This window comes from Pseudorhizobium tarimense (genome assembly GCF_022968135.1).
In the GTDB taxonomy this organism is placed as follows: domain Bacteria; phylum Pseudomonadota; class Alphaproteobacteria; order Rhizobiales; family Rhizobiaceae; genus Neorhizobium; species Neorhizobium tarimense.
On record NZ_JALJRA010000008.1, the window covers coordinates 41484 to 67973 of the forward strand.

Sequence of the window (26490 nt, forward strand, 5' to 3'; positions counted from 1 at the left end):
CCACGACCGCCCTAGATCAGGATCATCCGGAGCGAGCCAAGGCTCAACCTCCGCCTGAACGAAAAAGGATCGATCAGATGAACCGCCTGCCACTTCTGCTTTCCGCTACGATCTTGTCCGCCGCATTCGCGGCACTGCCCGCGCAAGCACAGGAGGCACGCGACTCGGTCATAATGGCTCCGCCGAATGCGCCGGATCAACAGCCAGCCTTCGAAGGCCAGACACGAGCCCCGCAGCCGCCGCAGACGCCGGAACTGCAGACGGAAGTGGTCGCTGAGGGACTGCCCCATCTCTGGGCCATGGAGTTTTTGCCGGACGGACGGATGCTGGTCACAGCCAAGCATGGCGCCATGCACATTGTTTCGGAGGATGGCGAAGCCGGACCCGCGATTGACGGCGTGCCGGATGTTCTTGCCCAAGGCCAGGGTGGGCTCCTTGACGTTGCTGTCGCACCGGATTTCGAAACCTCCGGCATGATCTACTTCTCCTTTGCCGAGCAACGCGAGAACGGCAACGGCACCTCCGTCGCCTCGGCCAAGCTTGTCACCAACGACCAGGGCGGCGGGCAGCTTGAAGACGTCGAAGTCATCTTCCGCCAGATGCCGAGCTATGACGGCAACAAGCACTTCGGTTCCCGTCTCGTCGTCAGCCCCGAAGGCAACCTCTTCGTCACCGTTGGCGAGCGTTCGGATCCCGAGCCCCGCGTGCAGGCGCAGGAAGTGACGAGCGGTCTTGGCAAGATCTTCCGCATAACGCCGGAAGGAGAGCCGGTGGAAGGCAACCCGTTCATCGGCCGGGAAGGCCTGCCGGAAATCTGGAGCCTTGGCCATCGCAACCTGCAGTCGGCAACGCTTGACAGCCAGGGGCGTCTCTGGACCGTCGAGCACGGGCCGCGTGGCGGCGACGAGTTGAACAAGCCGGAGGCAGGCAAGAACTATGGCTGGCCGGAGGTCACCTATGGCATTGACTACAGCGGTGCTCCGATCGGGCAAGGCATTACGGAGATGGAGCAGACGGAACAGCCGGTCTATTATTGGGATCCTGTCATCGCGCCATCCGGCATGGCTTATTACGATGAAGATCCCATTCCTGAATGGCAGGGCGCCTTCCTTGTCGGGGGTCTCGTTTCTCAAGGCCTTGTGGTTCTTCATATGGATGGAGACCGCGTACAGTACGAGGAGCGCGTCCCGCTCGACGTCCGTATCCGCGATGTGCGCGTCGGGCCTGATGGCGCGGTCTATGCGGTGACCGAGCAGCGCGGCGGAGGCGGGTCGACCATCGTAAAGATCACGAAGGCCTGACGACCATCTTCGACGGCCAATGTTATCAACGCTTCGAGATAGCTCGGAACGCTGATGCAGTCCTCCGATTGGGGCCCCGCACCAACTGGAGATTCCCATGAGCAATCACGAAGTAGATCCCACGCGCCGTCTGGTGCTGGGCGGCCTGTCGACGGGCGTCGCCGCCGCCGCTTTCTCGGGCAGGGCGAACGCTCAGCAGTCCGCTGCCACTCCGGCAGCGGAGCCTCTCCAGGATCCGACAACCAAATACCCACAGCCACCCTTCCCCCGGCAATCGCAGGAATGGCCGGGACTCACCAGCCGCATGGAACCGGTTCCCGACCATGGCGAGGAAACCTATCGCGGGTCCGGACGCCTCACCGGGCGCAAAGGCCTCATCACCGGTGGCGACTCCGGTATCGGTCGTGCGGCGGCAATTGCGCATGCGCGCGAAGGCGCCGATGTCGCGATCGGGTATCTGGAACCGGAGGAGGCTGATGCGCAGGAGGTCCTGGATCTCATCCGCGCGGAAGGTCGAAAGGCGGTCGCCCTTCCCGGCGACATCCGGACGAAGCCTTCTGCAAGCAGATCGTCGCCGATGCCCTCGAGCAGTTGGGCGGGCTCGACATCCTCGTCAACAATGCGGCGCGCCAGCAATCGGTGGCTTCTTTGGCGGACCTGACGACGGAGCAGCTGGACAACACGCTGAAGACCAATGTCTATGCGATGTTCTGGATCACGCAGGCGGCCCTCCCCCACCTGCAGCCCAATTCGACGATCATCAACACCACATCCGTCGTGGCTTATGATCCGCCCGAAAATTTGCTGGACTATTCAGCCACCAAGGCGGCGATTGAAAACTTCACGAAGGGTCTGGCCAAGCAGGTCGCAACAAAGGGAATGCGCGTCAATGGCGTGGCGCCCGGTCCGTTCTGGACGCCGCTTCAGCCAAGTGGTGGGCAGCCGATCGAAGCGCTGACGCACTTCGGGGCGAGTACGCCGCTTGGTCGCCCGGGTCAGCCGGCCGAACTTGCAGGCATCTACGTGCTGCTCGCTTCTCCCGGATCAAGCTATTCCACCGGCCAGATCTTCGGTGCGACCGGCGGCAGTGGTGGTCCGTAATTCACAACAAGCCGGAAATGACAAAGCCCGCCAAAATGGCGGGCTATGTTGATAAGGTGTCCTAAAAATTCAGCGGCAGGCGGCACAGAAGCGCTGGATGCGCCGGCAGGCCTCTTCGAGCTGCTCCTCCGACGTGGCGTAGGAGATGCGAAAGTTCGGACCAAGGCCGAAGGCCGAGCCATGCACGACGGCCACACCCTCTGCTTCAAGAAGCTCGGACACGAAATCCTCGTCCGTTTCGATGACCTTGCCCGAGGGCGAAGTCTTGCCGATCAGCCCTTCGCACGACGGATAGACATAGAAGGCACCTTCTGGAACCGGGCACTTGATGCCTTTGGCCTGATTTAGCATAGAGACGACGAGGTCGCGTCGACCTTCAAAGATCTTCTTGTTCTTCGCAACGAAGTCCTGCGGCCCGTTCAGGGCCTCAACCGCCGCCCACTGCGCGATCGAAGAAGCACCCGAGGTCTGCTGGCCCTGGATCATGTCCATGGCCTTGATCAGCTCGATCGGTCCCGCCGCATAGCCGATGCGCCAGCCGGTCATCGCATAGGCCTTGGAGACGCCGTTCATCGTCAGCGTCCGGTCGTAGAGCTTAGGCTCCACTTCGACCGGAGTTACGAACTTGAAGTCCCCGAAGGTCAGGTGCTCATACATGTCGTCGGTCAGGATCCAGACCTGCGGATGCTTCAGCAAAACGTCCGTCAGCGCCTTCAGCTCGTCATGGCTGTAAGCAGCGCCGGTCGGGTTCGACGGCGAGTTGAAGATGAACCACTTCGTCTTCGGCGTGATGACGCTCTCCAGCTCGTTTGCCGTCAGCTTGAAATTGTTTTCCTGCTTCGTCGAAACGAAGACCGGCGTGCCGCCGCAAAGCGCCACCATCTCCGGATAGGATACCCAGTAAGGTGCCGGAATAACGACTTCATCTCCAGCATTGAGCGTGGCCATGAAGGCGTTGAAAAGAATCTGCTTTCCACCGGTCCCGACGATCGTCTGCTCCGGCTTGTAGTCCAGGCCGTTCTCTCGCTTGAACTTGGCGGCGATTGCCTTGCGCAGCTCCGGGATGCCGGCAACCGGCGTGTATTTTGTTTCGCCGCGATTGATCGCCTCGATGGCAGCCTTCTTGACATTGTCCGGCGTATCGAAATCCGGCTCTCCGGCGCCCAGCCCGATCACGTCTCGACCCTTGGCTTTCAGGTCGCGTGCTTTCTGCGAGACGGCGATGGTAGCGGATGGCTTTACGCGGGAGAGTGCGTCAGCAAGAAAGGCCATGATATCGGGTCCTGAAGGGTGTTGTTGAACAAGACGGAACCGCGCTCCGATACCGTCTCAGGCTGTATGTCGAATGTAATTCGGGGATTCAAGCCGAAAGCGCAAAAGCCCCGTACTTGCCAGTAGGGCCAACGCTTCCGTCTGCGCTTGAGCTCCTTGAAGTGGCTGCCTCAAATCTGCCCTTCTTGCCATGCCTCCTACCTTGCAGATTGTTGGATAAGGAGGCGGACGATGTTCATCGACGACCAGAAAAGAGCAAGGCGCCTCGGCCTGCCTCGTTCGGCTTTCCCTCTGGCGCTCCTTGCCCTCGTCAGCTGCGGTGTCATGCTGCTTGCCCTGATCGGCCGGCCTGATGTGCCGACGGTTACAGCATCTCCATTCCCGTCGGCGACAACTCTGCATGTTGCCGGCCTCTTCTTCGACCACAGGGTCGTCTTCTTTCTGCTGGTGGGCGGCTTCTTGTTCATGGCCGGCGGATGCTTCATCCTGTCCAGGCGCAGCTTCCGGGATGCGCTCAAGGCACAATCCCGCCGAACTGATTGATGGCGCCGCACCTCCGCTAATGCGGCTTGCCGCTGTCGAAGGCCGCTGGTAAGGCAGCAAAATCTTCCATCGACGCATTGGCGTATCCTCGCAATCCAGGCCCATCATGACCCGTCTCCAGGCGAACCTTGTTCTTTTGCTCGCCGCCGCGATATGGGGCGGAGGCTTCGTCGCGCAGGCGACTGCCATGGACAAGATCGGCCCCTTCTGGTTCGTCGGGTTGCGCTTCGCCATCGCCGCAGTCGCCGTCCTCCCCTTCGCGCTCATGGAAGCGCGCCGTTCCTCGGCACCTGCCGGCTCCCGAGGCTGGCTGTCCTTCGCCCTTGTGGGCCTGGCGCTATTCGGGGGAGCGATTACCCAGCAGATCGGCCTTCTGACGACGACGGTTACCAATTCCAGCTTCCTCACCGGCCTTTACGTTGTCTTCGTTCCGGTGATTTCCGTCTTCGCCCTGCGGCGCTACCCGCACTGGATCGTGTGGCCTGCCGCGGCGATGTCGCTGACGGGAATCTTCCTGTTGAGCGGCGGGCAACTGGCCAATCTCACGCCGGGCGACATCCTCAGCATCGTCTGCGCCTTCTTCTGGGGCGTCCAGATCATCCTGGCTGGGCTCTTCGTCACATCCAGCGGTCGCCCCCTCGCACTGTCGCTAACACAGTTCAGCGTCTGCGCGCTGGTCTGCCTGCTCATTGCTCCGTTCGTGGAAACGTTCAGCATGGAGGCGGTTATCTCCGCGGGACGCGAAATCCTCTATGTCGGCGTCGTCTCATCAGGGCTTGCATTCGTGCTGCAGGTGATCGGCCAGCGCTACACGACCGCGCCGCAGGCGGCCATCTTCCTGTCGAGCGAGGCGCTCTTCGGCGGGCTGCTGGGCGCCCTCCTCCTAGGGGAGACGCTGCCGCCGCTGGGTTACCTTGGATGCGCCGTAATATTTTCAGCAATGCTAATAGTCGAGATGGTCCCTGAACTGACACGCAAGACCCCGCCGCAGGCGGCGACGTAGCAACCAAGGCCGAGAAACCGCTCAATTGCTTACTAGAATCACGCCTGCTGCTTCTACAGCGAGATCTTCTTACGCAGCAAAAAGAACGCGCGTGCAATGTTCAAGAAGCTTGCTTGATCGCGCGGTTTTGTCTTGCATTTGTCAAGAGCAGCTGAGTCGCGCCCAGCTGCTGCAAAACTTTTTCTTGCCAATTCCCGATAAACACAGCACTCTGTGGATGTTCGGGCAATTTACGAGCGTGGGAAGACCTATAATAATGCGCTCCGAAGGCGTCAAAACTTCGGGCGGGGCTTGAAGGTGGGTTTCCTCCATCATGCGCCCGCGGTAACGACAGGGACCCTTTCTTAAAGCTGCCTGCCAACCCGCCCCTCGGGGCGTCATTCTGAGACCGTCCGGCGCTGAACACGGACGGAAAGAAAAGGACCTGCTGCATGGCCGAGACTGGCACTGTAAAATTCTTCAACACCGACAAGGGCTTCGGCTTCATCAAGCCAGATAATGGCGGCGCCGACATCTTTGTTCACATCTCTGCCGTACAGGCTTCCGGCCTGTCCGGTCTTTCGGAAAACCAGAAAGTGAGCTTCGACACGGAACCGGATCGTCGTGGCAAGGGCCCCAAGGCCGTTAACTTGCAGATCTCCGGCTAAGCCAACGGACGGCTTTCTATTCGAGTTGAGGCCCGGCAGCAATGCCGGGTTTTTTTATTGGTTTTGCAGCCCCTGCAGGAAGGGATTGGTGCGACGTTCGTCGCCGATCCGGCCGCCCGGGCCATGGCCGCAGAGGAAGCCCACTTCGTCGCCGAGAGGCAGAACCTTGTCGCGGATCGAGGCCAGCAGTTGATCGTGATTACCGCCGGGCAGATCGGTCCGGCCGATAGAGCCGTTGAAGAGCACGTCACCCAGATGGGCAAAGCTGGCATCGCGGTTGAAGTAGATGACGTGGCCCGGTGCGTGACCCGCGCAATGGAAGACGTTGAACACATGCTCCCCGAAGGACACCGTCTCCCCTTCCTTCAGGAAGCGATCGGGCATCACGTTCCTCACCGCCATCGGCACCCCGAACATCTGCGCCTGGGCCTCAAGCCCTTGCAGAAGCGGAAGATCGTCTTCGTGTGGCCCTATGACGGGGACCGCTAGCGCTTCGCGCAATTCGTCAGCCCCACCCGCATGGTCAATGTGACCGTGCGTAAGCCAGATTTCAACGATGTCCAGACCGTTCTTGCGAATAACCTCAAGGATTGACTGTACGTCTCCTCCGGGATCAACCACCACGCCCTTCTTCGTCTCCTCGTCGAAGAGAAGAGTGCAGTTCTGCTGGAAGGGGGTTACCGGAACGATACCGGCCTGAAGCTTGCCCATGATCAACTCCCGGATTGCTGGGGTGACCTATAGCGGCATGGCGCTGCGAATTCAAAAGTTAGTTCAGCGACGCGTAATAGCTGGCCTCGGCGGAGACCGGTGGCGCCATCGAGACCGTGGCCAGCAGGAAGGCAGCAACAACGACTTTTGCGGCAAGAACGCCTATGAACACGGGGCGCAGCGGGTGCGAAGGAGCGGTCTCCGGCTTGGCAGCATTGGGCTCATCTTCAAATGAAATCACGGCCATTTTCTTTTTCCTGTCTGTTTGGCCACGGCAACGAACGTGGCTGCCGGTTGGTTCCCCCCATCACCATTGCAGCACTGAGTTTCGCGCACCGACGCCTCGTCCAGGCATCATCCTCCCGTCATCGGCGTACCCCAGCGGATTTGCAGTTGATTGTTCCGCCCGTTCGCGCTTTACCCGAAGGGACTGGATGTAACGAGCCGGCACCGGATTAATCCGCCGAAGCTCCAAGGGAAGGAAAAAGGGTGTGTCACGCGCACCGGCGGTAAAAGCACCAAAGAATGTCCCGCCTGAAATGCCGGTGGTCGACGAAGCGATCATCGACTTCGAGACCATCGAGCTCCTGTTCTTTGCCTATCGCGACTTTGTATCGGACCCCGATGCAATCCTCGCCAAGATAGGCATGGGCCGCGCACACCATCGCGTCGTCTATTTCGTGTCCCGTCGTCCGGGGATGATGGTGACCGACCTGCTCGACATTCTGCAGATCACCAAGCAGAGCCTGGCAAGGGTACTGAAACAATTGATCGAGGCGGGCTATATTCGGCAAATGGCTGGCGCGAAGGATCGGCGGCAACGGCGGCTATACCCTACCCTTGCCGGTCGAGAACTGGCGCTGGCCTTGTCGGAGCCACAGTCGCGACGCATCACACACGCCATGCAGGCGCTTGCTCCGCAGGAGCGAGACGCCGTGGTGCGTTTCTTACGGGAAATGCGGGGCCGCGACCCTGCCCTCCCGCCAGTTGAAAGCGAGTTGGATTCATGACGCCAGTTCTGTCCGATGACGCCGCCCACCTTCTCGTCGTGGACGATGACACTCGAATCAGAGACCTGCTGAGCCGATATCTGAGCGAACAGGGGTTCCGCATAACCGTGGCAGCCGATGCCGCAGACGCGCGACGCAAGCTCGCGGGCCTGAAGTTCGACCTGATCATTCTCGACGTGATGATGCCGGGCGAAACCGGGCTTTCGCTGACGGAGTCCCTTTACCAGAACAAGACCACCCCGGTCATCCTCCTCACGGCGAAGGCCGAGGCGGAATCGCGGATCGCGGGCCTTGAGGCGGGCGCCGATGATTATCTATCGAAGCCGTTCGATCCTCGCGAGCTGGTCCTGCGGATCAACAATATCCTCAGACGCAACGGCAACTCGGACGGCCCAAAGATCGAGCAGGTCATGTTTGGCCCCTACACCTTCTCTATCCCGCGCAAGGAATTGCGCAGGGCGGCCGAACAGATCCGCCTGACCGACCGCGAACAGGAGATCATGCTGCTGTTTGCGCTGCGTGCAGGAGACACAATCCCCCGGCACGAGCTTATCGGCGAGGATGCCGAGGTCGGCGAGCGTACGATCGACGTCCAGATCAATCGCCTCAGGCGCAAGATCGAGGAAGACCCGGCCAACCCGGTTTATCTGCAGACGGTGCGCGGCATCGGCTATCGGCTGAGCATCGACTAAGGCCGGCAGATCGCGAACAGGAGCAGCAGGGCGATGGCGCTGTTCGACAGCTTGAAACGAGACATCGGCAAGGTTCGTATCCCTGGCCTGCGTACCTCGACACGTCGGCTGAAGCGCATGCTCCCGACGCGGCTCTACACGCGGTCGGTGCTGATCGTCATCATCCCGATGATCCTGCTGCAGACCGTTGTCGCCGCCGTCTTCATGGAACGGCACTGGCGCATGGTGACGGAGAGGCTTTCGGAGGGGGTGACGCGCGACATCGCGGCGATCATCGAGATGATCGAGCAGTTCCCCAATGCCGACAACTACCAGACCGTGACCCGCATCGCCAATGACCAGCTGGACCTTAACATACTGGTCGAGCCGGGGGCCGATTTGCCGCCGCCAAGGCCGAAGCCTTTCTTCTCGATCCTGGATGGCATCCTCGCCGACCAGATCAGCAGCCGCATCCAACGCCCCTTCTGGATCGATACGGTCGGAGACAGCCGCCTTGTCGAGATCCGCATAGAGCTAGGGGACCAGGTGCTCCGTGTCTTTACCCGACGAAACCAGACTTACGCCTCCAACACACACATCTTCCTTGTCTGGATGGCTGGAACCGCGCTCGGACTGATCGCGATCTCGGTGCTTTTCCTTCGCGGCCAGATCCGTCCGATCCTGATGCTGGCGCGCGCGGCGGAAGCCTTCGGCAAAGGTCAACGCATGCCGGACTTCACTCCTCGAGGCGCCGATGAGATCCGTCTGGCGGGGTCCGCCTTCATCCTGATGCGCGAGCGCATCGAACGGCAGATCGAGCAGCGGACCGCCATGCTTTCGGGCGTCAGCCACGATCTGCGCACGATCCTCACCCGCTTCAAGCTCCAGCTGGCGCTCGCCGGTGAGAAGCCGGAACTGCAGGGGATGGCTGAGGACGTGGATGCCATGCAGAGCATGCTGGAAGGTTATCTCGCTTTCGCCAAGGGCGACGCGGAGGAAGACGTTGGCCAGTTGCGTCTCAGCGAGATGTTGGAGAAGGTCAAGAGCGACTTCCGCCTCAAAGGCAAAAAGATGACCTACGAGATCGAAGGCGAAGACTTCATAGCCGTAAGGCCCAACGCCTTCGGCCGTCTTGTGGAGAACCTCGCAGGCAACAGCGAGCGCTACGCTGACAAGCTGCACATAGAAGCCCGGCATACTGCGCGCTGGTTGACGCTGACCTTCGACGACAATGGTCCCGGCATCCCACAGAGTTCGCGAGATGACGTCTTCAAGCCGTTCTTCCGCCTGGACGAAGCGCGCAATGTCGACAAGTCGGGAACCGGCCTCGGCCTTTCGATCGTCCGCGACATCGCCCACGCTCACGGCGGCAATGTCACCTTGGCAGATAGTCCGCTGGGCGGGCTAAGAGCTACGGTACGCGTGCCCGCCTGACCTACATCAGCTTCCGGCCGTTCGGCACCGGCCGCTCGACCGCAGCCAGCACGATGGCACCCGCCTCGTCCTCAAACCCGAGCGTCAGCACCTCGGACCGGAACGGACCGATCTGTCGCGGTGGAAAGTTTACAACCGCAAGCACCTGCCGGCCGACGAGATCCTCCGGCTGGTAGTGTACCGTGATCTGCGCCGAGGACTTCTTGACGCCGATCTCCGGCCCGAAGTCGATCTTCAGCTTCCAGGCTGGCTTCCGTGCCTCCGGGAACGGCTGGGCCTCCAGGATCGTACCGGTGCGGATATCGACCTTCTCGAAATCGGCGAATGAAATCTCCTCGGCCATATCTGACTCAAGCACCAAGCTCTTGTGCTCGCTTCCGCGCTTCGGCAACAGCCTTGTCGAACAGAGGCTGCATGCCGTCTTCCCCCATCAGGACGGAAAGTGCCGCCGCGGTCGTTCCCCCGGGAGACGTCACGTTCTGGCGAAGCCGATCGGCCGGTTCGTGCGAACGATAGAGAAGCTCGCCTGCCCCGGCAACGGTTTCGCGCGCTAGACGCATCGCGAGATCTGCCGGCAGGCCCAGCTTGCGACCAGCTTCCGCCATGCATTCGACGAGATAGAAGACATAGGCCGGCCCGCTGCCGGAAACAGCTGTAACAGAATCGATGTCACTTTCGTCTGAGACCCACTCGACAGGCCCGCTGACTTTGAGCAGCGCATCGACCTGCGCCCTCTGACCCTCCGACACTCTGGGATTGGCGAACGCACCGGTGACGCCCCGGCCAATCATGGCTGGCGTGTTTGGCATGGCGCGCACCATGGGCATTTTTCCGAGATTGCTTTCCAGGAACGCCAAAGTCTTGCCCGCCGCAACGGAAACTACCACCGTCTGCTCAGACACCAGATGCTTGAGGGGCGGAAGCACCGCCTCCATCACTTGCGGCTTCACGGCGAGGAAAACCGCCTCGGCCGAAAGCTTCTCGGGCGGCGCACTGAAATGGCGAACGCCCGCATCGTCCATCTGCTGGAGCATCGCCTCGGACGGAGACGGATCAAGGACCGCAACCATAGTCCCTGGCACTCCGCTCTTCAGCCAGCCGGACAGCATTGCGCCGCCCATATTCCCTGCCCCGACGAGGAGAATCGTTCCGTTCGATGCGGAAGCCATCACGCTTCGCCCACGGTTTCAAACAGTACAGCCTCCATCGCCTTCTTGGCGTCGAGGCCAGACCAGACGACGAATTGGAAGGCTTGGAAATAGGTTTCGCAGGCATCGAGCGCGCTCGAAAGCAGCACTTCGACCTGCTGGTTGGTCGGTTCGGCACCGCCGGCGAGCAGCAGAGACTGGCGGAAGATCACCACATCCTCCTGCCGCCACAGGTCGAAGTGCCCCATCAGCACCTGGCCGTTCACATGCGACAGCAGCCGGATCACTTCGTTGACGCGTGTGTCGGGTATCTTGATGTCGAAGGCGCAAGCGAGATGCAGCGCCTCGAACTCTTCCATCCAGGCAAAGGAGACATGGTAGTCGGCCCAGCGGCCCTCCACCGTCATCGCGATCTCGTCTTCGCCGGAGCGCTCGAACGTCCAATCGTTGGAAGCCGCGACGACCTCGATCATATCGACCGGATTGGACTGACGCTCGAAAGCAAAATCTATGAGGCTCATGCAGCACCTTCTTGACCGGGGACAATGCAACGTTCGTGAAAGTACGCGAGACGCAGAACGCACCACCGGAAACACCAGTTCAGATGACCGTCCGACCCCTGCAACATATCGCTGCCACCCTGCCCGGAGCTTACCAGCCGTTTCGAATCATCATTTAAAATCAGTGTATAGTTGGAGAGTCCCGGCGCCAGCCCCCTGCCCTGCAATTAGCGGTGGAGAGTTTCTGCAGCTCCTCTGAGACGGGATAAGCCGCGAGTCATAACTGACTCTGCGGACTGTGTTTTTCAGGATGTCCACAGGTTCGAAAATGTTAGGGAATTTTTAACGGATGCCAGATGGGAGAACGGGACCGACGGCTTACGCCGCGGTCCCGTTCATCAATAGGGCACCTGCGTTCGAGAGCTTAGCCCTGCGAAGCGAGCTTTGCCTCCAGCGCCTCTATACGAGCCTTCAGCGCCTCGTTCTCGTCGCGGGCGCGCGCGGCCATCTCCCGCACCGCCTCGAATTCCTCACGCTTGACGACGTCCATATTGTTCAGGAAGCGCTCTGCCTGCGACTGAAACGCCGTCTCAGCCTCACGCCGCAGTCCCTGCGCAGCACCCGCGGCATCGGTCATCAGCTTGGCGAAGTCGTCGAGGATTCGGTTTGTGCCGCTGGACATGGTCGTGAGCTCCGTCGTTCTTGCCTGCGCCAGGCGTTCATCTTTTCACTGAAAGAAGTAGGGTCTGACGCGCCGGCTTGCAAGCAGGATCGGCTGCGACGGAGATTCGCCTTGACCGAGATTTGGGCTGCAGCCATGTTCCCCGCCACTGAAATTCATGGACACCACGATTTTGACAGATAGCCTCAAGCTGCTTGCGCTGATGCCCTTCCCCGACATCGATCCCGTCGCCTTCTCGCTGGGGCCGCTTGCGGTACATTGGTATGGTCTCGCCTATGTCGCTGGCATAGTCTGCGGCTGGCTCTATGCGCGCCAGATCGTCAAGCAGGACAGTCTGTGGCCAGGCAACCGCTCCCCCATCACGCTGGCGCACCTCGACGACTTTCTGGTCTGGGTCGCCATCGGCATCGTGCTCGGAGGTCGGCTGGGCTACGTCCTGTTCTACGATTTCGCGGCCGTCTCGCAGAACCCGGTGCGGGCGATCGAGATCTGGAACGGCGGCATGTCCTTCCATGGCGGCTTCATCGGCGCCGTCACCGCCATCATCCTATTTGCCCGCCGCAACGGTATCCCGGTGCTCAGCATGCTGGACATCATCGCCGCAGTCGTTCCCTTCGGCCTTTTGTTCGGCCGGATTGCCAACTTCATTAACGGCGAACTCTGGGGGCGGATCGCCGAAGTTCCTTGGGCCGTTGTCTTCCCGACAGGTGGCCCTTTCGCGCGCCATCCAAGCCAGCTTTACGAAGCTGCGCTCGAAGGCCTTTTGCTGCTTGTGGCCCTTGGAGCACTCGTGTTCCTGGCAAAGGCGCTGAAGCGGCCGGGCTTCGTCTCTGGCGCCTTTGTCTTCGGCTACGCCTTATCGCGTATCTTCGTCGAGTTCTTTCGAGAGCCCGATGCGCAACTCGGCTATCTTGCCTTCGGCTGGCTCACCATGGGAATGTTGCTGTCGCTGCCCATGGTCGGGTTGGGGCTCTGGCTGATGCTTCGCACACGCGTCAGCACAACTTCCCCATGAAACGGGAAGAGGTGCAAGCATGAGCACGCCGCTGGCGCAGAAGATCAAGGCGCTCATTCGGGCCACAGGGCCGATCAGCGTCACCGACTATTTCTCCATGTGCCTGGCAGACCCGGAGCATGGCTACTACCGCACGCGCGAACCCTTCGGGACTGCCGGAGATTTCATCACGGCGCCGGAAATCAGCCAGCTCTTCGGCGAGATGGTCGGCATCTTCATGGTGCATGCCTGGCAGCGGCACGGCTCGCCCACGAATGTGCAACTGGTTGAGATTGGACCCGGGCGCGGCACGATGATGGCCGACATGCTGCGCGTGATCGCACGGCTCGCCCCGTCGATGAACGAAAGCATGACGATCCACCTAGTGGAAACCAGCGAGAGGCTGCGCGGGATCCAGCGCGTCACGCTCGAGAGCCACTCCACCCGCGTCCGGTGGCACGAGAGCTTTGAAAAGATACCCGACGGCTTCACGCTGATAGCCGCAAACGAACTGTTCGACGCCATTCCTATCCGCCAGTTCGTCAAGACGCCGACCGGCTTCCGCGAGAGGATGGTCGGCCTCGATGCCGCAGACGGGCTTGTCTTCACCGCAGGCGTGGCGACCCTCGATCCGCAGGTCTTGCCCTCACCGGCGGCCTCCGTTCCGGATGGCACCATCTTCGAGCTCGCCCCGGCACGCCAGGCCGTCATGCTGGCTCTTTGCGAACGGCTGCGCCGCTTCGGCGGAACGGCTCTCCTCATAGACTACGGCCACATGGTCTCCGGCTTTGGCGACACGCTGCAGGCCGTGCGCGCTCATGATTTTGACCCTCCGCTGGCGCATCCCGGCGAAGCCGACCTGACGAGCCACGTGGATTTCGAGGACTTGGCCAAGGTTGCCGTCGGCGCCGGACTTCACCTGAACGGCGGTCTTCGCCAGGGTGAGTTCCTCTATGGTCTCGGTCTTGCCGAACGTGCTTCCGCCCTTGCCAGGGGCAAGGAGCCGGGCGAAAAGAAGCTGATCACAGCAGCCGTCGACAGATTGGCCGGCGAAGGCGCGGGGAAGATGGGCGAACTTTTCAAGACGATGGCAGTTTCGTCCCCGGCGTTGGATCTGGCACCGTTCCGTGCGGTCGGCTGACGCCCGCTCGGATTGACAGCCGGCAGGCGAGTGCGCCAACATTAAACAGGAGCAGCCCAGCAACTGGACCAAATTTCGCGCCTCCTCATCCCCACAAGCAAGCGAGATCCACGACCGATGAAGGACCCTCACGCGCCGACGCCTATCGAGAGTGAGCTTCTGAACGAGCGCGCCCGCGGCCGCGTGCGTCATGGCTTCTTCACCAGGCAAGGCGGCGTCTCGGAAGGCATCTACGGGGGACTGAACGTCGGCATCGGCTCCAACGACAGTGCCGAGCACGTGAGGGAGAATCGCAGTCGCGTGGCCGCCTGGTTCGGCGTGCCGTTGGAGAAGCTCGCAACCGTCCACCAGATCCACTCGCGCGATGTCGTGGTAGTTGATGGCACCTATGACGGCGACCGCCCAAAAGCCGACGCCATGGTGACGGCGTCGCCGGACGTGGTTATCGGCGTCCTGTCCGCCGATTGCGGCCCGATCCTCTTCTGCGATGGCGAGAACGGCGTCATCGGCGCAGCCCATGCCGGCTGGAAAGGTGCGTTGGGAGGGGTCCTGGAAAGCACGATCGACGCCATGGTCTCCCTCGGCGCACAAAGATCCTCGATCCTGGCGTGCCTTGGCCCATCGATCGGGCCGGAAAGCTACGAGGTCGGGCCGGAGTTCGTCGAACGGTTCAGATCCTTCGATGCGTCGTACGAACATTTCTTCTCGCCATCCTCAAAGCCGGGGCAGGCCTATTTCGACCTTCAGGGCCTGACGGTGCGTCGTCTGCGGGAGGCAGGCGTCGAGGCGGTCAGCCTGGGCATCGATACCTATCCCGACGAAAAGCGGTTCTTTTCCTACCGCCGGACGACCCATCGCGGCGAGCCGGACTACGGCCGACAGATTTCTGCAATTGCACTAAGGGAGGACTAAGATGGCCCTTCATTTCGAACGGAGCGAGTATTCCGACAGGCTCACGCGCCTCCTTAATAGGATGCGCGAGGAAAAGCTGGAGGCTATGCTGCTCTTTGCTCAGGAGAGCATGTACTGGCTGACCGGCTACGACACCTTCGGCTACTGCTTCTTTCAGACGCTGGTGGTGAAGTCGGACGGCACGATGACCCTCCTCACCCGCTCCGCAGACCTTCGGCAGGCAAAGCACACCTCAATCATCGAGAATGTGGTCGTATGGGTGGACCGGGTGAATGCCGACCCGACGCTCGACCTGAAGAACCTGCTCAACGACATGGACCTGCTGGGGTCTCGAATCGGCGTCGAATACGACACGCACGGCATGACAGGTCGCACCGCACAGCTCCTCGACAACCAGCTGTCCTCTTTCGGCCAGATCGTCGATGCCTCCTACCTCGTCAGCGGACTGCGGCTGAGAAAGAGCCGGGCGGAGATCGCCTATGTCCGTCGCGCCGCCGAATTGGCGGACGATGCGCTGGATGCTGCCCTGCCGCTGATCAAGGCGGGCGGTAGCGAAGCCGTTGTCCTTGCCGCCATGCAGGGCGCAGTCTTTGCCGGCGGCGGCGACTATCCGGCAAACGAATTCATCATCGGCTCCGGGCCGGATGCCCTTCTCTGCCGCTACAAGGCTGGACGCAGAACGCTGGATGCAAATGACCAGCTGACGCTCGAATGGGCCGGGGCGAGCGCGCACTACCATGCGGCCATGATGCGGACCGTGATCATCGGCGAGCCCACGCCGCGGCACCGCGAGCTCTACCGGGCATGCCTGGAGACCATTACGGCCATCGAAGGCGTGCTTCGTCCGGGCAATACCTTCGGCGATGTCTTCGACACCCACGCCCGCATCCTCGACGAGCGGGGGCTCACCCGCCACCGGCTGAACGCCTGCGGTTACTCGCTCGGCGCCCGCTTCTCGCCCTCCTGGATGGAGCATCAGATGTTCCATGTCGGCAATCCGCAGGAAATCCTGCCCGACATGAGCCTCTTCGTTCACATGATCATCATGGATTCCGACACCGGCGCCGCGATGACCCTTGGCCATACCTATCTCACCACGGAGGATGCGCCACAGGCCCTGTCCCGACATGGGCTCGACCTCATTGTCCACTGACCTCTGTGTCAGAACGGAGAATTGACTTGCAGGAAAGGTGGCACATAAGGTCTCGACCGGCGGACTGAGTGACGGAGGTGGAGATGCGAGGATCGGCAACGGCACTGTGCGCCACTTTGTTTTCGCTCGCGCTGACCGCCTGCAACACGACTGACGCCCTGACACCACAGGTGGACGTCGGCGGCGGACTCCGCCCCTCCACTCCCGTCACCCAAGCGGAAGCAGATGTGCTGGCTGGCGCGGATCGTCAGGTTGCCTATCAGAGCGAGAGTGTCGAACAGCCGCGCCATCTCCGCCCGCCGCAAAACACTCTGGAAGCACAGGCGCAGGCTCTGGAAGCTGGGCAGACATCGCCGTCTGCCTCGGGTCCTGAAGCCTTCGCCCCGCTCTCTCGTTCGGCTGCCGCCGCCCCGCCCCCAGCACCAGCTGCAGCTTCGCCGTCACAGGTCGCCTCACTCCCCTCAACGGCTGCCGGCACGATCCGCTTCCTTCCCATCATCGGGGCGCCGGTACAGTCGGTGACGCCACTGTCGCGCCAACTGGGCGCTCAGGCGCGAGCGGCAGGCCTCAGCATCCGCGCCTCAGGGGACGTCACCGCCGACCACATCCTTAAGGGCTATTTCTCCGCCTTCGGCGACGCCAGCGCCGTCACCGTCGTCTATGTCTGGGATATCCTCGACAACAGCGGTGCGCGGCTGCACCGTCTGCAGGGACAGGTGCAGGTCCCCACATCGGCAAAGGATCCCTGGGCAGCGGTTCCTCCCTCGACGATGGAGACGATCGCCACCAAGACGATCAACGAGTACGTGGCATGGAAGCAGTCGCAGACCGGCTGAGGCTCCGGGTCACAGATTGTTCATAAAATTCTCGGCCATACGGGAAACGCTCTTGCATTCGCTCAGTGCGGCGGTAAAAGGCGCCCATTCAGCGTCACAACGGGCGGGCCGAAATGAAGGTTTTCGCAGGCAATTCGAACCGGCAACTCGCCGATGCGATCTGCAACTATCTCAATCTTCCAGTCGGGAAAGCTACGGTACGACGCTTCGCAGACCAGGAAATCTTCGTGGAGATTCAGGAGAACGTGCGTGGCGAGGATGTCTTCGTCATCCAGTCGACGTCGTTTCCCGCCAACGACCACCTGATGGAGCTGCTGATCATGATCGATGCGTTCCGGCGGTCGTCCGCAAAGCGCATCACCGCAGTTCTTCCCTATTTCGGCTATGCCCGGCAAGACCGAAAGGCCGGCCCGCGCACGCCGATTTCCGCCAAACTGGTCGCCAATTTGATCACCGAGGCCGGTGCCGATCGCGTCCTGACGCTCGACCTTCATGCAGGCCAGATCCAGGGCTTCTTTGACATCCCGACCGACAACCTCTTCGCCGTGCCGATCCTCGCCCGCGACGTGAAGGAGAACTATGACGTCAAGAACGTTATGGTAGTCTCCCCTGATGTCGGCGGCGTCGTCCGCGCCCGTTCGCTGGCAAAGCGCATCGATTGTCCGCTTGCCATCGTCGACAAGCGCCGCGAGCGTGCCGGTGAATCGGAAGTGATGAATGTCATCGGCGACGTGGCTGGCCGCGACTGCCTGCTCATCGACGACATCGTCGATTCCGGCGGCACTCTTTGCAATGCGGCGGAAGCGCTTCTGAAAAATGGCGCCACGAGCGTCACTGCCTACATCACGCATGGCGTGCTTTCCGGCGGCGCCGTAGCCCGCATCACATCCTCGAAGCTGCGCGAACTGGTGATTACCGATTCGATCCAGCCGACGACGGCGGTTCAGTCTGCGCCCAACATCCGCGTGGTCACCACCGCCAATCTGCTCGGCGAAGCGATCAATCGGACAGCGCTCGAAGAATCGGTGTCCAGCCTCTTCGACTGACCTTTTTCGACGGCAGTATACGGGAGTCGGACATTAAGATTGCCGCAATGAATGTCTGACAAAGATTTCGCCACCATTGTTGTATGTGTGGGGGAAACACGCCATGTCGCGGTCATCGAGTTCTGCCGGCGCCGGCAGATCTTTGTCTATCAAGGCTAAATTTGCGGGTCTGGTGGTCGGGGCGACCTTCGTCTCGTGCCTGTCCGTCGGGTTGCTGAGCTATCAGATCGGCAAGGACGGACTGATCGAAGCAAGCAAGCTCCGGCTCGAGTCGGTTGCTGGAAACCAGGCCAAGGCGCTCCAGAACTATCAGGACCGTATCTCGCAATCGCTCGCCGACCTCGCGCAGAACACGGCAATCGGTCAGGCCGTCGAGACAATGACGAACGTCATCCCGAGCGAGGGAGAGAGCATCAAGGCGGAGTACCAGAAGGCGGGCAAGTCGGTCGAGGACCGCGCGGCCTTCGACGGCGCAGGCCTCAAGCTGCTCTACGCGATCCACCACAGCTCGATCCATGGAACGATCGCCAGCGCTTGGAAGAACGCCCGGGTCAGCGACATCTACGTCACCGACCTCAACGGCACGATCGTCTACTCCGTCACCAAGGGCAGCGAACTGCTGCAGAACGTGTCGGCAGTGCCTGCCATCGGCGATCTTGTCGCCCGCATCCAGGCAGGTTCCGCCGAAGAGGTGCAGACATCCCCGTTCGCCCCCTATGAAGCGGATGGGGGTAAGCCGTCGGCCTTGATCGGCAAGCAGCTTGCCGTCGCCTCCTGGGGTAAGATGGTCACCAAAGGTACCGTGATCTTCCGCATCTCCTCTGAGCAGCTGACGCGGGCGGTCACGCCGGACGAATTCGGCAAGTCCATCGACGAAGCCTTGCTGCTCGACGGCAAGGGCGTTTATCGCAGCGGCGCCTTTGTCGCCGGGCAGTCTCACGAAATCCCCGCCGCCCTGGCCGAAGCCTCCGTCAGCCAGTCGGCCGGCTCGGCATTCGCCACCGTCGGCGATCATCCGCTCTTCTTCGCCTACCAGCCGGTGACGCTGTTTGGCGACAAGCACTTGCTGGCGATGGGACAGGCTGAGGCACAGGTCCTGGCCTCCGCGCGCGACCTCGCGATGTGGGCAATCCTTGCAACGCTTGCCGTGCTCGCCATCATGGGCGCCGCCGGCACCTATATCGCCGCCCGTCTCACCCGTCCGCTGACCGAACTGGCCAGGCTGATGAACCGTCTCAACGACGGCGACAAGACGATCGTCGTCGAACACACCAAGCGGGGTGACGAAGTTGGCGTCATGGCCCGCGCGCTTGAATCCTTCCGCCAGGGTGCGCTGGACAAGGAGCGCATGGAGGAAGAAGCATCGCGTAAGTCTGAAGAGCTGGACGAAGAGCGCCAGCAGCGCGAGGCGGAAAAAGCTGCCAGCAGCAGAGAAATCGAAGAGGCAGTCTCTGCCCTCGCCACCGGCCTTGCAGCCCTCTCGCGCGGGAAACTCGATCAGCGGATCACCAAGGCCTTTGCGCCATCGCTCGATCACCTGCGGCATGACTTCAACAACTCCCTTGCGGGCCTGGAGTCGACGATCGCCTCCATCGGCAATAGCGTCACTACTATCCGCGCCGGTTCCGGCGAACTGAAGATGGCTTCGGACGATCTCTCGCGCCGCACCGAACGTCAGGCTGCCGCACTCGAGGAAGCCGCTGCAGCCCTCGCCGAGATGACCGGCTCCGTCAACGGCGCCCTCACCCGCTGCGAGACGGCTGTCGACGTGGCTGCCGATACGCTGAAGGGCGCTCACACGTCCACCGACGTCGTTCAGAACGCGATCCAGGCCATGGAGCGCATCGAAAGCTCGTCGTCGAAGATCCGCCAGATCATCGACGTGATCGATCAGATCGCCTTCCAGACCAACCTGCTCGCCCTCAACGCAGGTGTTGAAGCCGCTCGCGCGGGCGAGGCTGGCAAGGGCTTTGCCGTCGTGGCGCAGGAAGTTCGCGAACTTGCCCAGAAGTCGGCCACCGCTGCTCGCGATATTGGCCAGTTGATCACCGCATCGGCAAGCGACGTCGAAAACGGCGTGGCCCTCGTCCTGAAGACCGGTGAGAGCTTGGAGCATATCCAGGGCAACATCCAGTCCATCAATGAGCATATTGGCGCAATCGTGAGCTCTTCCCGCGAGCAGTCTGCACGCCTCGGCGAGATCAACTCCGCCGTCAGCGGCCTCGATCAGGTCACGCAGCAGAACGCGGCCATGGTCGAGGAAACATCCGCCTCGGCCCACTCTCTCGCCAACGAAGCGGAAGTGCTGAACGAGCAGATTAGCCACTTCTCCGTCAGCGAAGGCGGTGCAGACACGGCGCGCCGCGCGGCGTAAGGACGCGCCGACCACCTAGAGCTGCCAAACTCGAAGCGCCGGCCAAATCTTGAGCCGGCGCTTTTTCTTTTGTCTTGCATCTGGAGACGCCGGAGCTAGTTCTGCGCAGCAGACAAATGAGACGGAGTGAGAGATGGCAGCGCGCGACCGCTATTCGAGAAAGCTGGAATGTTCGCAGTGCGGCAATTCGGGCTTTGCAGAGGTTTCCGAAAGCGAAGAACGCCGCGGCGGCAATCGCGACTTCAAGATCGACGAGATGCCGACGGGCTTCTCTGCAGAGTTCCCCTCGTCCGATCCCCGCAAGTATATGGTCCGCTGCCAATGCGGGCACAAGTTTCGTTTCGAGCAAAAAACCGCCTATCCGCCGGGTGGCGAGCCACGCTGAACTGGCGCAGCCAGAGAGCCACTTCAGGCGGCTTTGGTCCCGCCCGAGGCGCCGCTCTTTGGCTCGCGATTGACGATCGCGTCGATACCTTCCCTGGGTCCCGGCTTGCCGAACAAGAAGCCCTGGACCTGCACGCATCCTTCTTTACGCAGGAATTCTATATGAGCGTCGGTCTCTACGCCTTCAGCGAGAACCGGGATGTCGAGGCTTGAGGCAAGGATCAGCGTCGACCGCACAATGGCTGCCGACTGGGAGTTGGTGGCGACTCCATCAACGAACTGCCGGTCGATCTTGATCTTGTCGAAGGGAAAGGTCAGCAGCATCGATAGCGAGGAATAGCCGGTTCCGTAATCGTCCATTGCGATCCGAACGCCGAGGCTCTTGAGGTGGCGGATGGTCTGAAGCGCCCGCTGATGGTCGGCAACGATACCGCTTTCGGTGATCTCCAGCTCGAGCCTTGCGGGTGCAAGGCCCGTTTCCTGAAGTGCCTCCTGCACCATCGCGGGAAAATTGCGGTCGGAGAGCTGCTGCGTTGCCACGTTGACAGCGATCGGCAGAGGGTTCAGCCAGCTCGCCGCTTCCCGACAGGCCTCACGTAGGACCCAGACGCCGAGCTCGATGATGAAGCCGCTGCTTTCGGCAATCGGGATGAAGTCGGACGGTGGCACCACGCCGCGATTCGGATGGTTCCAGCGAAGCAGCGCCTCGAAGCCGACCACCTCACCGGTGAAGGTGTCGTTCTGCCGCTGATAGTACAGCTCGAACTGGCCTTCGCGCAGCCCGGCCCGCATGTCCATTGCGAGAACGTTTCTTTCGCGCGCTGCGAGGTCCATGGAAGCGTCATAGAAGCAGACGGCATTGTTGCCGCTCGCCTTGGCGCGGTACATCGCGACATCCGCCTGGGCCAGCAGATCATCTGGGGAAGCGCCGTCTGCAAGCACTGCGATCCCGACGCTTGTCCCGACGGTCAGCGTGCTGCCCTGCCACTCGATCGGCTTGCAGATCTCGTTGATGATCCGTTGCGCGTAGCGGTAAGCGTCGGCCTTGACGTAGTAACGCCGCGTCATTGCGACAAATTCGTCGCCGCCCACGCGGGCGATGAATTCGTCGTCACCGGTGACTGTGCTCAACCGTCCGCCGATAGCCCTCAAAACAGCATCCCCGGCGGCATGACCATGGACGTCGTTGACCTCCTTGAAGCGATCAAGGTCGAACGACAGCACCGCAATCTGCGCATTGCCGCCAATGCGGCCGGCGGCCAGCGCCAGCTCTTCCGTGAACGAGGTTCTGTTCGGTAATCCGGTCAAAGGGTCGTGCAGAGAAAGATGGCGGTAACGCTCGAACGCATCCTGCGTTGTGCTGGAATCGATTAGGTAGGTCGCCGCAGCCATAGCGAGGAGCGCCAGCATGAGGAAGAACACGCCGAGTGCCAACATCACGGGGGGCAGAACGGTGGCCGGTATGGGAAGATTGCCATCGAGCACAACGTCGACGGCCGCCATGCCGAGAAAATGGGCCGACGCGATGGCGAGGACCAGGGCAGCCACAGATCCATATTGGCAAACCCGTCCGATCGGTCGGCCGATACGGTTGGTGGCAAGCCCCCCGAAGACGCCTGCCGCAACGAGGGAGGCTGCCACATAGCGCCACTCCCAGACAATGACACCCTGCACCTCGTAGGCAGCCATGCCGAGGTAATGCATGGCAGCGATGCCGAGCCCAACAATCACGCCGCCTGCCTCCAGCAATACGGATCGCCCTCCATAGGCGGTAACGCATAAACCGGCCATTGCCGACACAACCGCGATCGCGAATGATAGTAGCGTCAACAACGGGTCGTAGCCGGCGGTGCCTACGACAGAATAGCCGAGCATCGCCAGGAAATGGGTTGCCCAGGTTGTCGAGCCACCGATGAAAGCCGCAAGGAAGAGCCGTAACCCACGTTCCAGGCCCTTGGCGCGTCTGACCCTGGAGAAGAGACGCATCGTCAAGGCAGACCCGAGCGCACAAACCAGGACCGCACCGGCAACATAGCGAAGGTCGTGGTCGAGAGCGAGGCAGGAGAGGATACGTTCCATGAGAGCGTCCGTGCACTAGAAGACATGCATGTGCTAACACCCAACCTCTGTGCGAATGGTTCGCCAAGATGGTAAACAAGCTTCTCCGACCGTTTCGCCCCGTGCTGCTTGATATTGGGAGCCGCTTGTACTATAGGCCGCCAGTCCGCGTAGACACCCTTGGAGGCAACGCGGATGGAGCGCGTCGCGAGATGCCCTCCCGACCCGAAGATAGCGCTCATCGCTCTGCGGGTCCTCCAAATAACCTCGAAAGGATATGCCATGAGCCAAGCATCTTACGAGCTCAAGGCCGAGGCGCGCGAACGGGTTGGTAAGGGGTCCGCCCGTGAACTTCGCCGCAACGGTTTGATTCCCGCTGTCATCTATGGTGACAAGCAGGCCCCAATTGCCATCGCTCTGTCGACTAATGAAGTGACCAAGCGTATCCACGCCGGCGGCTTCATGACGACGATCGCCACGATCGACGTCGACGGAAACAAGATTCAGGTCCTGCCGAAGGACTACCAGCTGGATCCGGTTCGCGACTTCACCATGCACGTCGACTTCCTGCGCGTTTCCGAAAACACCGCGGTCACCGTTGACGTTCCGGTGCACTTCATCAACGAAGAAAAGTCCGGCGTGAAGATCGGCGGCGTTCTGAACATCGTCCGCCACACGGTCGAGTTCAACTGCCCGGCAAACGCCATCCCGGACTCCATCACCGTGGACCTCGCCGGCTTCAAGATCGGCGACAGCATCCACATCTCCAGCGTCACCCTGCCTAAGGGCGTGAAGCCGGTGATTGCTGACCGCGACTTCACCATCGCAACCATCGTTGCACCGGCCGCTGGCGTTGAAGAAGAAGAACAGCAGGAAGAAACGCCCGCTTCCGAATAAGAACTTTAGATAGTTCAAAAAAAACCCGCCTCCCGAAGGCGGGTTTTTTGTTTGCAGTTTGTTTTCTTTGTTTCAACTCCACCTCGGACGAGCCTGCCTTTCAGCTTGCCTTGGCGCCTTTGCTGGCCGATGTACGACACCGGCATTCATGATGTCAGTGAAGATTAAACAGTTGCGGCTATTCTTAGCCGCAACGATGCGGGTGTGCTGACACCTCACGTCAATCAGGCCGGTGGAGCAGCAGGCGCATGAAGCGTTCGGTGGAAACTCGGTTCATCACCATTGTATCGGCAACGCTCCTTTGCGTGGTCGTGCCTCTGTTTACGCTTTTCCTGGCGCTTTCGTCACAACAGGCAAACAGCGCCCTGCGATCCCAGATCGAGCTCCTACTCTCAACAAATGCGAAGGCCCTCGGGAAGCCCGTATGGGACCTGGACAAGGATACGGTCAGGCAGACGGTTCTCGGAATGGTCTCAGATCCGGCCGTTCGCTCGATCCGGGTTGACGACCGATTGGGCAAGCTGAAGGTTATCAAAACCGCCGCCACGTCAGCTCGTCCTGTTGATCTGGAAAGGATCTCGCTTCCAATCATTTACAAATCACTACAGGGTGAAGTAACCGTTGGCGATATTACTGCCTATGTCGAATCGCCGGGCTGGTTCGCCGCGCTTCATGAAACGGAGATGGCCTTCATCTTCATATTCGCCCTTGCGGTACTGACGGTATTCCTGGCGGCTCTTGTGGGTAACCGGCTGATGGTCATAACGCCGCTGATGCGCTTGACGGCCGCCATCGAAGCAACGCGCAAGCTCGGCTCCCGCCACCACGTCGACTGGCAGTCGACGGACGAGATGGGCCAGCTGGCAGAATCCTTCAACGAGATGCAGACGCAACTCGAACGGGACGAGCAGGAACTCAAGAAGGCCCACCAGCAGGCGACGGAGCTCTATAACCGCACTCCGGCAATGCTCTTTTCGCTCGACCAGAACGACTTGATCGCCGCCGTCAGCGACTATTGGCTGCTGGCCACGGGCTACAGGCGCGATGAAGTCGTCGCCCGGCCCTTCGTTGATTTCGTCGCGCCAGCGGACCGTGCAATCTTCGCCAACCGCCGAAGCAGGCGGCGACCCGGCGGGCAGTCCGTGGAGGCAACCGTCCGCTTTGTCTGCCGCAGTGGCGACGTCATTGACGTCCTGATTATCGAGCGGGAGCTCGACCAGCGACTGGGCGGCACCGGATCACTCAACGTCATGACGGACATCACCGAGCTCAAGCGTTCGGAACAGCGTGTCCGTCAGCAGGCGATCACCGATCACCTGACCGGGCTGATCAACCGGCAGGGTTTTGAGGCGATCCTTGATCAGAAGCTGCGCGATGCCGATGAAACCAAGGATCGCCTCGCCTGCCTTTTTGTGGATCTCGACCGCTTCAAGTCTGTCAACGACAACTTGGGCCACGCCGCAGGCGACGAGTTGCTGCGCCAGTTCGTGAGCCGGGTTCTACCCTTGTTGCGCGAGGGGGATACCGCATCGCGCCTGGGCGGTGACGAATTCGCCTTCCTGCTGACGAGCGGCGACGTGCAGGAATCGGCAAACGAACTCTGCAAGAAGATCGTCGCCCTGTTCGAAAACCCGTTCCTGGTGGTAGGACACCCGGTCCGCCTTAGCGCCAGCGTTGGTGTCGCCATTTATCCCGACCACGCCTCGGGAGCTGCAGATCTCCTGCACAAGTCCGACCTCGCGATGTATGCGCGCAAGCGCGACGGCAAGAACGGCGCGCAGATCTTCGATCCCGCGATCCTTGAGAAAACGCGCAAGCGCGCAGAGATAGAGAAAGACATCGACGATGCCGTTACCGGCGGCTGGTTCGAGGCCCATTTCCAGCCGATCGTGGACCTGAAGGCAGGCCCCATCATCGGCTTTGAAGCGCTGATGCGCATGCGCCATCCGGTCAAGGGCATGCTCTTGCCTGCCGCCATCATCGAGGTGGCTGAAGAAAACGGGACCGTCGGCGCGATCGGCAACCTGATCCTCGAGAGCGCTGTTGCGAACCTTGCCCGCGTCTCGCAAGAGATCGGCCTTATGGACGCCTATGTCGCGGTCAACCTCTCGCCCCTGCAGTTTGAATGCTCTCTGCCGACGCGGCTTGCCAGCCTGCTCGGCCAGTACGGCATCAGACCAAACCGTCTGGTGTTGGAGATCACCGAAGCCGTCCTGATGCACGACAACCCGGAAGTTCGCAGAATCCTCAACGAGATCCACTCCTTCGGCTGCCGCATCGCTCTGGATGACTTCGGAACCGGCTATTCTTCATTGAGCTATCTGAGCCGCTTCCCAGTCGACATCGTGAAGATCGACCAGTCCTTCATCCGCTCTACCGAAGGCGGCGACGAGGTCGGCGGCAAGAACAGACTGCTGATCGAAGGCATCACCGCAATCTCCCAGAAGATGAACTGCAAGGTCATTGCCGAAGGCGTCGAGACGGCTGCTCAGAAGGATGCACTTCATCACATGGGTGTGGACTGCGGACAGGGTTATCTCTTCTCCAAGCCGCTGCCCATAGAAGACCTGCACCTGCTGCTCGGCACGTCAGCCGCCCGCCAGTCCTTCGCCGGCACCGCTTGATCGTGACAGTTTCGTCGGCGATACTGTCAGTGGACGGGGACGCACAAA

Annotated in this window: 25 protein-coding genes and 1 pseudogene; 18 read left to right on the forward strand and 8 right to left on the reverse strand. The window is 61.1% G+C overall.

Annotated elements, in window-relative coordinates; translation table 11 throughout:
• Nucleotides 1–77: 77 nt before the first annotated feature.
• Together MUU54_RS10905 and MUU54_RS10910 are read left to right on the forward strand one after the other, a co-directional pair.
• Complete coding sequence (locus MUU54_RS10905; RefSeq protein ID WP_376742083.1) at nt 78–1301, forward strand: PQQ-dependent sugar dehydrogenase; 1224 nt, start codon at nt 78–80, stop codon at nt 1299–1301.
• Nucleotides 1302–1398: 97 nt separating this feature from the next.
• Nucleotides 1399–2402, forward strand: a pseudogene (locus tag MUU54_RS10910) (SDR family oxidoreductase).
• A 69-nt stretch (nt 2403–2471) separates the two neighbouring features.
• On the opposite strand, the gene MUU54_RS10915 reads toward MUU54_RS10910, so the two are convergent.
• A complete protein-coding gene (locus MUU54_RS10915; protein ID WP_247244052.1) occupies nt 2472–3674 on the reverse strand; it encodes a pyridoxal phosphate-dependent aminotransferase in 1203 nt (400 codons plus the stop codon).
• Between the two features lie 231 nt (nt 3675–3905).
• On the opposite strand from MUU54_RS10915, the gene MUU54_RS10920 reads away from it, so the two are divergent.
• The 3 genes from MUU54_RS10920 to MUU54_RS10930 all read left to right on the forward strand — a co-directional run bounded on the left by MUU54_RS10920 (nt 3906) and on the right by MUU54_RS10930 (nt 5867).
• On the forward strand, nt 3906–4217 hold the full coding sequence (locus MUU54_RS10920; RefSeq protein WP_247244053.1) for a hypothetical protein: 312 nt from the start codon (nt 3906–3908) through the stop codon (nt 4215–4217).
• A 106-nt stretch (nt 4218–4323) separates the two neighbouring features.
• On the forward strand, nt 4324–5220 hold the full coding sequence (locus tag MUU54_RS10925) for a DMT family transporter (protein ID WP_247244054.1): 897 nt from the start codon (nt 4324–4326) through the stop codon (nt 5218–5220).
• A 431-nt stretch (nt 5221–5651) separates the two neighbouring features.
• Nucleotides 5652–5867: a cold-shock protein gene (locus tag MUU54_RS10930; protein WP_046633016.1), complete on the forward strand. Its 216-nt coding sequence runs from the start codon at nt 5652–5654 to the stop codon at nt 5865–5867.
• Nucleotides 5868–5921: 54 nt separating this feature from the next.
• On the opposite strand, the gene MUU54_RS10935 is transcribed toward MUU54_RS10930, so the two are convergent.
• Together MUU54_RS10935 and MUU54_RS10940 are read right to left on the reverse strand one after the other, a co-directional pair.
• Nucleotides 5922–6578: an MBL fold metallo-hydrolase gene (locus tag MUU54_RS10935; RefSeq protein ID WP_247244055.1), complete on the reverse strand. Its 657-nt coding sequence runs from the start codon at nt 6576–6578 to the stop codon at nt 5922–5924.
• Between the two features lie 58 nt (nt 6579–6636).
• Complete coding sequence (locus MUU54_RS10940; protein WP_247244056.1) at nt 6637–6825, reverse strand: hypothetical protein; 189 nt, start codon at nt 6823–6825, stop codon at nt 6637–6639.
• Nucleotides 6826–7117: 292 nt separating this feature from the next.
• Here MUU54_RS10940 and MUU54_RS10945 point away from each other — a divergent pair, with 292 nt between their 5' ends.
• The 3 genes from MUU54_RS10945 to MUU54_RS10955 are packed head-to-tail and all read left to right on the forward strand — an operon-like array spanning nt 7118 to nt 9693.
• Nucleotides 7118–7588, forward strand: coding sequence for a MarR family winged helix-turn-helix transcriptional regulator (locus MUU54_RS10945; RefSeq protein WP_247244057.1), 471 nt, complete (start codon nt 7118–7120; stop codon nt 7586–7588).
• Complete coding sequence (locus tag MUU54_RS10950; RefSeq protein WP_247244058.1) at nt 7585–8280, forward strand: response regulator; 696 nt, start codon at nt 7585–7587, stop codon at nt 8278–8280. The genes MUU54_RS10945 and MUU54_RS10950 overlap by 4 nt, the downstream gene beginning before the upstream one ends.
• A gap of 33 nt (nt 8281–8313) precedes the next feature.
• Complete coding sequence (locus MUU54_RS10955) at nt 8314–9693, forward strand: ATP-binding protein (RefSeq protein ID WP_247244059.1); 1380 nt, start codon at nt 8314–8316, stop codon at nt 9691–9693.
• Between the two features lies 1 nt (nt 9694).
• Here the strand turns inward: MUU54_RS10955 and MUU54_RS10960 are convergent, their stop codons facing one another.
• From MUU54_RS10960 to MUU54_RS10975, 4 genes are all read right to left on the reverse strand, one after another.
• Nucleotides 9695–10036 (reverse strand): tRNA-binding protein, encoded by a 342-nt coding sequence (locus tag MUU54_RS10960; RefSeq protein ID WP_247244243.1) that lies wholly within the window; start codon nt 10034–10036, stop codon nt 9695–9697.
• A 7-nt stretch (nt 10037–10043) separates the two neighbouring features.
• Nucleotides 10044–10862, reverse strand: a complete 819-nt coding sequence (gene proC, locus MUU54_RS10965; protein WP_247244060.1) for a pyrroline-5-carboxylate reductase — start codon at nt 10860–10862, stop codon at nt 10044–10046.
• Nucleotides 10862–11362, reverse strand: coding sequence for a type III secretion system chaperone family protein (locus MUU54_RS10970; protein ID WP_247244061.1), 501 nt, complete (start codon nt 11360–11362; stop codon nt 10862–10864). Before MUU54_RS10970 ends, proC begins: the two co-directional genes overlap by 1 nt.
• A gap of 403 nt (nt 11363–11765) precedes the next feature.
• Nucleotides 11766–12023: an accessory factor UbiK family protein gene (locus MUU54_RS10975; protein ID WP_247244062.1), complete on the reverse strand. Its 258-nt coding sequence runs from the start codon at nt 12021–12023 to the stop codon at nt 11766–11768.
• Nucleotides 12024–12225: 202 nt separating this feature from the next.
• Here MUU54_RS10975 and lgt point away from each other — a divergent pair, with 202 nt between their 5' ends.
• The 8 genes from lgt to MUU54_RS11015 all read left to right on the forward strand — a co-directional run bounded on the left by lgt (nt 12226) and on the right by MUU54_RS11015 (nt 20864).
• On the forward strand, nt 12226–13038 hold the full coding sequence (gene lgt, locus MUU54_RS10980; protein ID WP_247244244.1) for a prolipoprotein diacylglyceryl transferase: 813 nt from the start codon (nt 12226–12228) through the stop codon (nt 13036–13038).
• Between the two features lie 19 nt (nt 13039–13057).
• Nucleotides 13058–14158: a class I SAM-dependent methyltransferase gene (locus MUU54_RS10985; RefSeq protein ID WP_247244063.1), complete on the forward strand. Its 1101-nt coding sequence runs from the start codon at nt 13058–13060 to the stop codon at nt 14156–14158.
• Nucleotides 14159–14275: 117 nt separating this feature from the next.
• Nucleotides 14276–15070: a peptidoglycan editing factor PgeF gene (gene pgeF, locus MUU54_RS10990; protein ID WP_247244064.1), complete on the forward strand. Its 795-nt coding sequence runs from the start codon at nt 14276–14278 to the stop codon at nt 15068–15070.
• A gap of 1 nt (nt 15071) precedes the next feature.
• On the forward strand, nt 15072–16223 hold the full coding sequence (locus MUU54_RS10995) for a M24 family metallopeptidase (protein WP_247244065.1): 1152 nt from the start codon (nt 15072–15074) through the stop codon (nt 16221–16223).
• 83 nt (nt 16224–16306) lie between these two features.
• Nucleotides 16307–17059, forward strand: coding sequence for a hypothetical protein (locus MUU54_RS11000; protein ID WP_247244066.1), 753 nt, complete (start codon nt 16307–16309; stop codon nt 17057–17059).
• Between the two features lie 113 nt (nt 17060–17172).
• Entirely contained in the window at nt 17173–18105 is a 933-nt protein-coding gene (locus tag MUU54_RS11005) for a ribose-phosphate pyrophosphokinase (protein WP_247244067.1), read from the forward strand.
• 103 nt (nt 18106–18208) lie between these two features.
• Entirely contained in the window at nt 18209–20479 is a 2271-nt protein-coding gene (locus MUU54_RS11010) for a methyl-accepting chemotaxis protein (RefSeq protein WP_247244068.1), read from the forward strand.
• A 133-nt stretch (nt 20480–20612) separates the two neighbouring features.
• On the forward strand, nt 20613–20864 hold the full coding sequence (locus MUU54_RS11015; RefSeq protein ID WP_247244069.1) for a hypothetical protein: 252 nt from the start codon (nt 20613–20615) through the stop codon (nt 20862–20864).
• A gap of 23 nt (nt 20865–20887) precedes the next feature.
• Here MUU54_RS11015 and MUU54_RS11020 read toward each other — a convergent pair whose 3' ends face one another.
• Nucleotides 20888–22942, reverse strand: coding sequence for a putative bifunctional diguanylate cyclase/phosphodiesterase (locus MUU54_RS11020; RefSeq protein WP_247244070.1), 2055 nt, complete (start codon nt 22940–22942; stop codon nt 20888–20890).
• Nucleotides 22943–23203: 261 nt separating this feature from the next.
• Between MUU54_RS11020 and MUU54_RS11025 the strand changes: the two genes are divergently transcribed.
• Together MUU54_RS11025 and MUU54_RS11030 are read left to right on the forward strand one after the other, a co-directional pair.
• Complete coding sequence (locus tag MUU54_RS11025; RefSeq protein WP_247244071.1) at nt 23204–23818, forward strand: 50S ribosomal protein L25/general stress protein Ctc; 615 nt, start codon at nt 23204–23206, stop codon at nt 23816–23818.
• 248 nt (nt 23819–24066) lie between these two features.
• Entirely contained in the window at nt 24067–26442 is a 2376-nt protein-coding gene (locus tag MUU54_RS11030; protein ID WP_247244072.1) for an EAL domain-containing protein, read from the forward strand.
• The last annotated feature ends 48 nt before the right edge of the window (nt 26443–26490 follow it).

Coding starts and splice junctions, on each gene's coding strand:
- MUU54_RS10905 (WP_376742083.1), top strand. CDS start 78: ATGAACCGCCTGCCACTTCTGCTTTCCGCTACGATCTTGTCCGCCGCA.
- MUU54_RS10915 (WP_247244052.1), bottom strand. CDS start 3,674: ATGGCCTTTCTTGCTGACGCACTCTCCCGCGTAAAGCCATCCGCTACC.
- MUU54_RS10920 (WP_247244053.1), top strand. CDS start 3,906: ATGTTCATCGACGACCAGAAAAGAGCAAGGCGCCTCGGCCTGCCTCGT.
- MUU54_RS10925 (WP_247244054.1), top strand. CDS start 4,324: ATGACCCGTCTCCAGGCGAACCTTGTTCTTTTGCTCGCCGCCGCGATA.
- MUU54_RS10930 (WP_046633016.1), top strand. CDS start 5,652: ATGGCCGAGACTGGCACTGTAAAATTCTTCAACACCGACAAGGGCTTC.
- MUU54_RS10935 (WP_247244055.1), bottom strand. CDS start 6,578: ATGGGCAAGCTTCAGGCCGGTATCGTTCCGGTAACCCCCTTCCAGCAG.
- MUU54_RS10940 (WP_247244056.1), bottom strand. CDS start 6,825: ATGGCCGTGATTTCATTTGAAGATGAGCCCAATGCTGCCAAGCCGGAG.
- MUU54_RS10945 (WP_247244057.1), top strand. CDS start 7,118: ATGCCGGTGGTCGACGAAGCGATCATCGACTTCGAGACCATCGAGCTC.
- MUU54_RS10950 (WP_247244058.1), top strand. CDS start 7,585: ATGACGCCAGTTCTGTCCGATGACGCCGCCCACCTTCTCGTCGTGGAC.
- MUU54_RS10955 (WP_247244059.1), top strand. CDS start 8,314: ATGGCGCTGTTCGACAGCTTGAAACGAGACATCGGCAAGGTTCGTATC.
- MUU54_RS10960 (WP_247244243.1), bottom strand. CDS start 10,036: ATGGCCGAGGAGATTTCATTCGCCGATTTCGAGAAGGTCGATATCCGC.
- proC (WP_247244060.1), bottom strand. CDS start 10,862: ATGGCTTCCGCATCGAACGGAACGATTCTCCTCGTCGGGGCAGGGAAT.
- MUU54_RS10970 (WP_247244061.1), bottom strand. CDS start 11,362: ATGAGCCTCATAGATTTTGCTTTCGAGCGTCAGTCCAATCCGGTCGAT.
- MUU54_RS10975 (WP_247244062.1), bottom strand. CDS start 12,023: ATGTCCAGCGGCACAAACCGAATCCTCGACGACTTCGCCAAGCTGATG.
- lgt (WP_247244244.1), top strand. CDS start 12,226: ATGCCCTTCCCCGACATCGATCCCGTCGCCTTCTCGCTGGGGCCGCTT.
- MUU54_RS10985 (WP_247244063.1), top strand. CDS start 13,058: ATGAGCACGCCGCTGGCGCAGAAGATCAAGGCGCTCATTCGGGCCACA.
- pgeF (WP_247244064.1), top strand. CDS start 14,276: ATGAAGGACCCTCACGCGCCGACGCCTATCGAGAGTGAGCTTCTGAAC.
- MUU54_RS10995 (WP_247244065.1), top strand. CDS start 15,072: ATGGCCCTTCATTTCGAACGGAGCGAGTATTCCGACAGGCTCACGCGC.
- MUU54_RS11000 (WP_247244066.1), top strand. CDS start 16,307: ATGCGAGGATCGGCAACGGCACTGTGCGCCACTTTGTTTTCGCTCGCG.
- MUU54_RS11005 (WP_247244067.1), top strand. CDS start 17,173: ATGAAGGTTTTCGCAGGCAATTCGAACCGGCAACTCGCCGATGCGATC.
- MUU54_RS11010 (WP_247244068.1), top strand. CDS start 18,209: ATGTCGCGGTCATCGAGTTCTGCCGGCGCCGGCAGATCTTTGTCTATC.
- MUU54_RS11015 (WP_247244069.1), top strand. CDS start 20,613: ATGGCAGCGCGCGACCGCTATTCGAGAAAGCTGGAATGTTCGCAGTGC.
- MUU54_RS11020 (WP_247244070.1), bottom strand. CDS start 22,942: ATGGAACGTATCCTCTCCTGCCTCGCTCTCGACCACGACCTTCGCTAT.
- MUU54_RS11025 (WP_247244071.1), top strand. CDS start 23,204: ATGAGCCAAGCATCTTACGAGCTCAAGGCCGAGGCGCGCGAACGGGTT.
- MUU54_RS11030 (WP_247244072.1), top strand. CDS start 24,067: ATGAAGCGTTCGGTGGAAACTCGGTTCATCACCATTGTATCGGCAACG.